Annotated in this window: 7 protein-coding genes; 3 read left to right on the top strand and 4 right to left on the bottom strand. The window is 63.0% G+C overall.

What is annotated here, in order from left to right; genetic code table 11:
* The first annotated feature begins 61 nt into the window (after positions 1 to 61).
* The 3 genes from ACODTZ_RS30585 (at position 62) to ACODTZ_RS30595 (ending at position 4,245) form a co-directional block, all read left to right on the top strand.
* Positions 62 to 883 carry an SDR family oxidoreductase gene (locus tag ACODTZ_RS30585; RefSeq protein ID WP_489030359.1) on the top strand — a complete coding sequence of 274 codons (822 nt, stop codon included), beginning with the start codon at positions 62 to 64 and terminating at the stop codon, positions 881 to 883.
* Positions 884 to 997: 114 nt separating this feature from the next.
* Positions 998 to 1,909, top strand: coding sequence for an SMP-30/gluconolactonase/LRE family protein (locus ACODTZ_RS30590; RefSeq protein ID WP_489030361.1), 912 nt, complete (start codon positions 998 to 1,000; stop codon positions 1,907 to 1,909).
* 92 nt (positions 1,910 to 2,001) lie between these two features.
* Positions 2,002 to 4,245 (top strand): glycoside hydrolase family 2 protein, encoded by a 2,244-nt coding sequence (locus ACODTZ_RS30595; RefSeq protein WP_489030363.1) that lies wholly within the window; start codon positions 2,002 to 2,004, stop codon positions 4,243 to 4,245.
* Positions 4,246 to 4,301: 56 nt separating this feature from the next.
* Here ACODTZ_RS30595 and ACODTZ_RS30600 read toward each other — a convergent pair whose 3' ends face one another.
* The 4 genes from ACODTZ_RS30600 to ACODTZ_RS30615 all read right to left on the bottom strand — a co-directional run bounded on the left by ACODTZ_RS30600 (position 4,302) and on the right by ACODTZ_RS30615 (position 7,098).
* Positions 4,302 to 4,619, bottom strand: a complete 318-nt coding sequence (locus tag ACODTZ_RS30600; protein ID WP_489030365.1) for a hypothetical protein — start codon at positions 4,617 to 4,619, stop codon at positions 4,302 to 4,304.
* Positions 4,620 to 4,684: 65 nt separating this feature from the next.
* On the bottom strand, positions 4,685 to 5,332 hold the full coding sequence (locus ACODTZ_RS30605; RefSeq protein WP_489030367.1) for a L,D-transpeptidase: 648 nt from the start codon (positions 5,330 to 5,332) through the stop codon (positions 4,685 to 4,687).
* Positions 5,333 to 5,391: 59 nt separating this feature from the next.
* Positions 5,392 to 6,309, bottom strand: a complete 918-nt coding sequence (locus ACODTZ_RS30610; RefSeq protein WP_489030376.1) for an ABC transporter substrate-binding protein — start codon at positions 6,307 to 6,309, stop codon at positions 5,392 to 5,394.
* 147 nt (positions 6,310 to 6,456) lie between these two features.
* Positions 6,457 to 7,098: an alpha/beta hydrolase family protein gene (locus ACODTZ_RS30615; RefSeq protein WP_489030368.1), complete on the bottom strand. Its 642-nt coding sequence runs from the start codon at positions 7,096 to 7,098 to the stop codon at positions 6,457 to 6,459.
* Positions 7,099 to 7,223 lie beyond the last annotated feature (125 nt).

Below are 7,223 nucleotides of genomic sequence, written 5' to 3' on the forward strand. Positions count from 1 at the left end.
CTCGCGTCGCGAGGGGCCATTCGCGCATCATTCAGTCAGATATCATTGGGAGGAACCATAAATGAGCACAGACCACAGCCGCCTCGACGGCAAGATCGCCATCGTCACCGGCGGCACGCAGGGCCTCGGCGCCACCATCGCCCGGCTCTTCGCCGAGCGCGGCGCCAAGGGCATCGTCATCTGCGGCCGCAATGCCGACAAGGGCCGCGCAAAGGCCGAGGAGATTACAGGCGCGACCGGCGCGGAGGTGGTCTATGTCCAGGCCGATCTCTCGAAGGTGGAGGATGCCAGCAAGGTCGTCCAGGCCTGCGACAGGGCTTTCGGCCGTGTCGATGCGCTGGTCAACGCCGCCGCCACCACCGATCGCGGCACCATTCTCGACACCAGCCCCGAACTCTTCGACGCCATGTTCGCGATCAACGTGCGCGCGCCCTTCTTCCTGATCCAGGAAAGCGTGAAAATCATGCGCCGCGAGAAAATCGAGGGCACCATCGTCAACATCGGCTCGATGTCGGCCAAGGCGGGCCAGCCCTTCATCGCCGCCTATTGCGCCTCCAAGGGCGCGCTCGAAACGCTGACCAAGAACACCGCCTATGCGCTGCTGCGCAACCGTATCCGCGTCAACGGCCTCAACATCGGCTGGATGGCCTCGGAAGGCGAGGACCGTATCCAGCGTGAGTTCCACGGCGCCGCCGCCAACTGGCTGGACGAAGCCGCCGCCGCCCAGCCCTTCGGCCGCCTCGTCGACCCCGCGGAAGTGGCCCGCGCCTGCGCCTATCTCTCATCGTCCGAATCCGGCCTGATGACCGGCTCGATGATCTGCTTCGACCAGTCGATCTGGGGCGCCTACGACGGCTCGCCGCATCCGCAAGCCCCGCTCTGAAAAACTGCCAAAGCCAAAAATACGGGAGCCTCGGCCTTTTGCGTGGCCGGGCTCTGGCACGCCGCGTCGTTTACGTTTACGAAGGAGATCAAATCGCTTTGGGAGGAGCAGCCTGTGTCGCAAGATGCGCTTTATGACATCCGTGACGATCGTTTCAATCGCCTGATCGCGGGCAGCGCCAGGCTGGAAGAGCTCTATTCCGGATGCCGCTGGGCCGAGGGTCCCGTCTGGTTCTCCGATCTCAACTGCCTGCTCTGGAGCGACATTCCCAACGAGCGCATCATGCGCTGGGTGCCCGATGGCGGTGCTTCGGTCTTCCGCTCCCCATCCAACTATGTCAACGGCAACACCCGCGATCGCCAGGGCCGGCTGGTATCCTGCGAACATGGCGGCCGCCGCGTGACCCGCACCGAGCCGGATGGCCGCATCACCGTGCTCGCCGATCGCTACAAGGGCAAGCGGCTGAATTCGCCCAACGACGTCGTCGTCCGCTCCGACGGCTCCATATGGTTCACCGACCCGAGCTACGGCATCATGTCCGATTATGAAGGCCACAAGGGCGAGCCCGAGCAGGAAACCAGAAACGTCTACCGCATCGATGCCGGAACCGGCGAAATCGAAGCGGTCGCCACCGACTTCATCCAGCCCAACGGCCTCGCCTTCTCGCCGGATGAAAAGCAGCTCTATATCGCCGATTCAGGCTCCTCGAACCACGAGGTGCCGCGCCACATCCGCGTCTTCGACGTGATCGACGACCGCAAGCTGACCAACAGCCGCTACTTCTGCTCGATCGACAACGGCGTGCCCGATGGGTTCCGTTTCGACGTTGCCGGCAACCTCTGGAGCAGTGCTGCCGACGGCGTTCACTGCTTCGCGCCGGACGGCACCCTTCTCGGCAAGATCAAGGTTCCGCAGACGGTCTCCAACATCACCTTCGGTGGCCAGAAGAAAAACCGCCTGTTCATAACCGCGACGCAATCGGTCTACGCCATTTACACGACGACCAACGGCGCCCAGTACCCGTAAGCCAAAACTGACATTGAACGCGCAGCCGGAGCCGCTTGTTGCGTCCCGCTGCGCCTCCGTCCCCGATACCGTTACTGCCGTGAGAAACTGACATGCGTTCCATCGTTCCCTATAACGAATCCTGGGCTTTCCATCAGGGTGCCGGCCAGCATCTGCTGCGCGATTTCGACGGCCGCGTCACCGTCAACCTGCCGCATACGGCGGTCGAACTCCCGTTCAACTACTTCGATGAAGCGAGCTACCAGCGCGCTTTCACCTATCAGAAACTGCTGCGCTGGATGCCGGAATTCGAGGGCCGCGAGGTCTCGCTGGTGTTCGACGCCGCCATGGCCGACGCCGTGGTCTATCTGAACGGCGAGGAGATCATCGCCCACAAGGACGGCTACACGCCCTTCGAGGCGCGCCTCACCAACGGCCTGCAACGCGGCGACAACCTGATATCAGTCACCATCGATGGCAGCGAAAACCCCGCCATCCCGCCCTTCGGCGGCGCGATCGACTACCTCACCTACGCCGGCATCTATCGCGAAGTCTGGCTGAAGGTCACCGATCCCGTCTCGATCCAGAACGTCAAGATCGAGACCACCAATGTGCTCTCGGAAGACAAGTCCGCCTCCGTCCGCGTCCATCTCTCCAACCCCCGCAACGTGCACTTCCTGGGAACGCTGACGGCCTCGCTCGCCGATATCGATGGCAATGTGCTTGCCACCGCATCGGCCGATACGACCGGCGACGACGCCACGCTCGATTTCAGCGGCCTCACCGGTATCGCGCGCTGGGATATCGACAATCCGGAACTCTACCAGATGACGGTGGAGCTCAAGACCAGCCACGGCTCCGACAGGCTGACGACCAGCTTCGGTTTCCGCACCGCCGAGTTCACCCCTGAAGGCTTCCGGCTGAACGGCCGCCCGCTGAAGCTGCGCGGGCTAAACCGCCACCAGTCCTTCCCCTATGTCGGCTATGCCGCCGGCCGCTCCGCCCAGGAACGCGACGCCGACATCATGAAATCCGTGCTGAAGTGCAACATGGTCCGCACCTCGCACTATCCGCAGTCGAAGTGGTTTCTCGACCGCTGCGACAAGATCGGCCTGCTCGTGTTCGAGGAAATCCCCGGCTGGCAGCATATCGGCGACCAGGAATGGCAGCATGAATCCATCCGCAACGTCCGCCGGATGATCGAGCGCGACTGGAACCATCCCTCGATCGGCATCTGGGGCGTGCGCATCAACGAGAGCCAGGACAGCCACCATTTCTACGCCGAGACCAACCGGCTTGCCCGCGAGCTCGATCCCACCCGCCCGACCGGCGGCGTTCGCTACATCACCGATAGCGAGCTGCTCGAGGACGTCTACACGATGAACGACTTCATCCTCGGCAACGAGGAGCTGCCCGGCGCCAACCGCCCGCGCACACCGCTGCGCCCGCAGCAGGAGAGCACCGGCCTCTCCTACAAGGTGCCTTACATGATCACCGAATTCGGCGGTCACATGTACCCGACCAAGATCTACGACCAGGAAGCGCGCCAGGCCGAACATGTCCGCCGCCACCTCGAAGTGCTGAACGCCGCCTATGGCGATCCCGACATAGCAGGCGCCATCGGCTGGTGCATGTTCGACTACAATACCCACAAGGATTTCGGCTCCGGCGACCGCATCTGCTACCACGGCGTCATGGACATGTTCCGCGAACCGAAATTCGCCGCTTACGCTTATGCCAGCCAGTGCGAACCCTCCGAGGAGGTGATCATGAAGCCGGTGACCTTCTGGGCGCGCGGCGAGCGCAACATCGGCGGCGTCCTCCCGCTGATCGTGCTGACGAATTGCGACGAGGTCGAGCTGACCTACGGCTCGGTGACCAAGCGCGTCGGCCCCGACTACGAGAACTTCCCACACCTGCCGCATCCGCCCGTGGTCTTCGACCATCGCCACTTCACCGCCGACGAACTTGGCATATGGGGCCAGAAGTGGATCGACGGCAGCTTCACCGGCTATGTCGACGGCGCGCCCGTGGCGCAGCTGACGCTGGTCGCCGATCCGCTGCCGACGACGCTGCAGGTAGTGGCCGACAGCACCCGGCTGAAGGCACGCGAACGTGACACCACCCGTGTCGTCTTGCGCGCGCTGGACCAGCAGGGCCAACGGCTGCCCTTCCTCAACGAAGTGGTGGCGGTATCTCTCACCGGCCCGGCAAAGATCGTCGGCCCCAGCACCATCCCGCTCCAGGGCGGCACGGCTGGTCTCTGGATCGAGACCACGGGCCTGACCGGCGAGATCACGCTGGAAGCCACCTGCCCCCGCTTCGGTAAAGTCACGCTGACGCTCGCCGCCGTCTGACAGCGAACAGAGCCTTGGTCTTCACAGGCCAGGGCTCGATGCGCTCCCTACGGCGCTCAGACGGGTGCCACCGACCGCACGCTGCCGTTATTGTCGACAATGCAGGCGTATTTCTTACCCCCTGCATCCAGATCGACGGCGAACGTCCCATCCGGCTGCAGCCGAGAGCCTGTCGGCAAGACCTTGACACCGGCTCCGGCGCTGCTCGTCACCGCATTGGCGCAAAGCAATTGCAGATCGGCCGGCGCCGTCATCAGCGTTGTGCGCGCCATGGCTTCAGGTGGCGGCGGCGCGGGTGTACAGGCGCCCAACGACAACAGTCCGACCACGGCCAGAAGAGCCCGACCGCCTCGCTTCAAGTCTTCTCTCGACATCTGTCCCCTCCAGACGTTTATAACGTGAGACCTGATCAATCCCCGGCCAATGCCGGCGCTATCGATCAGATACCTTTGTAGAGCGCGGCACCCTGCATGAGCACGATGACCTTGGCGCCGATCTGCACCCGCGAATGCAGGTCCGTCACATCGTCATTGTTGAGCCTGATGCACCCGGACGACACGTCGAGCCCGATCGTCCACGGCTCAGCCGTGCCGTGAATACGGTAGATCGTGTCCTGGTCGCCGGCATAGAGATAAAGCGCGCGTGCCCCGAGCGGGTTTTCCGGCCCGCCGGGCATGCCGGCGGCCCATTTGGCCGCATTTGCATCGCGCGCCACCATTTCGGCCGGCGGCGTCCATACCGGCCATTCCGCCGTGCGCCCGACCCGCACGATCCCCGCCCAGCCGAACCCGTCACGGCCGACGCCGATGCCGTAGCGAATCGCCTGCCCGCCCGGCTGCACGAGGTAGAGAAAATGCTGGTTGCCATCGATGATGATCGTCCCCGGCGGCTCCGCGGTCCTGAACGTCACGATCTGCCTGCGAAAGGCCTCCGGCGATTGCTTGTTGCGCGCGTAATACTGCCGGGCCTTCTTGCTGTCATAGTCGACCCATGTCCGCGTCTTGGCGTCATAGATCTGCGTCTGCGCCAGCACGATGACGGGCGCAAGCAGCACCGCCACCGCAGAAAACGGCAGCCTCTTGCGCAAGCGCCGGGTTACCCAACCGAACGCCTCATTGCATGTCGCCAGAGAAGAAAACCGCGCCCTCATGGCTTCGCCCACCCATCGATCCGCGCCGCGTTGCGCTCCACCCACGCCTTGGCATAGCCAAGCGGCGCCTGCCGCTCCACCTCGAGCGCATAGCTCATCGCCGTCGCCTCCTCCGGCGTCAGCTCGACCTTTTCCAGGAAGGCCGCGATCTTAGGGTGCTTGCTGGCAAGCGCTGTTGAATAGGCAATGCGGAAGGTCGCCGTGTCCCAGGCCGTCGAGGCCGACGACTTCTTGATCCAAAGCGGATCTGTCGCACTTGCCAAAGACCATTTGGCCGCATCATGCTTTGGTTCTTCAAGCCGGACGATCTTGTGGAGGTCGAAGACGAAATGCGGCGCATAGCATGCGAACACCACCGGCTGGCCGGTCGCGACCGCGGCGTCGATGCCGGCCATCGCCACCTCTTCCTCGGCCTCCACCAGTGTCATCGTCTTGGCGTAACCATAGCTGTTCGCCCGAACACGCTCGATCCCCGTCGAGGACCAGGTCGGCGCGCCGATCCACATCTCCCCCTTGCCGTCGCCATCCGTATCGAGAAGACTGGTCTTTTCGGGGTCGCTGAGATCGGTGATATCAGTGATCCCCTTCTCGGCCGCTTCAGGCGTCGCGCAGATGCCCTGCCACGCCGGAACCGTATGCTTGGCCAGAACGACCACACCCTTCTCGGTCACGAATTTTTCGATGACATCGGCGAGATTGGGCTGCCAGACCTCCGGATGGATATCGACGCTCCCCTTCTCAAGCCCTGCAAAGGCGTTGAGCGTGCCCATTTCCTGGACGAGAGCAGGCTGCTTGAATTCTTTCTCGATCGCGACCTTGAGAATAAAGGCCGTCGCCTGGCCGGATGGCCAGTTCGGCATGGCGATCTTGAGGTCATCCGCAAGGACAGGCGTCCCAGCCCCCAAGACGGACAATAAAACGACGAACACGCCGCAACCGGCACCATCTCTCACAATGTTCCCCCTCGGCAGACACTGATCGGATCGCATGCTGATATTTCAACGCAAGGATGCAGAAGCGGGCGCAGTTAGTCAAGCGTAGAGTGTTTTAGAAAAGATAGATCAACGCCACAGGCCAGAAGCCCAGGCACCGACGCGCGATGCCATCGCCGCCATATGATCCGCCGCCGAGAAGCCGGAGAAAGCCTTGCGCGGCTTCAGATCGTGGTCGCCATCCTCAAGCCAGAAAATGTCGATCGCGCGCGAAAGCGCATAGCCTGAGACCTCCTCGCGCGTCCCGAACGCATCCCGCGTCCCCTGACAGATCAGCGTCGGCGTCTCGATCGCGGTCAGATGCGCCGTGCGCAATTGCGCCGGCTTTCCCATCGGATGAAACGGATAGCCAAGGCAAAGCAATCCAATGATATCGCCCGAGCGATAAAGATCATCGGCAACCATGCTGGCAATCCGCCCACCCATCGACTTGCCGCCGATGACAAGCCGACCGCTGGCGCCAAGGTCACGAACCGCCGCCAGATATTCAGGGATCAACGTCTCCGCCTTCGGCGGCGGCGGACGGCGATCGGACAGCCGCCGCTCGGCCATATAGCCGAACTCGAACCGAGCGACCCGCATTCCAGTCACAGCCAGAGCCTCGGAAAACCGCTCCATGCCCGCCGAATCCATGGCACCGCCGGCGCCATGCGCGAGGAGGATCGTCACGGGTGCGTTGTCGGGACCGGTAAACAGGAAGGACGTGCTCATGCTGATCTTATTACAGGATAAGTCCGCGAGCCGACAGGGCTTAGGTTTGTTGTGTTTTGGGAAAGAAAGATTGGTTGCGGGGGCAGGATTTGAACCTGCGGCCTTCAGGTTATGAGCCTGACGAG

It is taken from the genome of Rhizobium sp. FG113 (assembly GCF_057809895.1).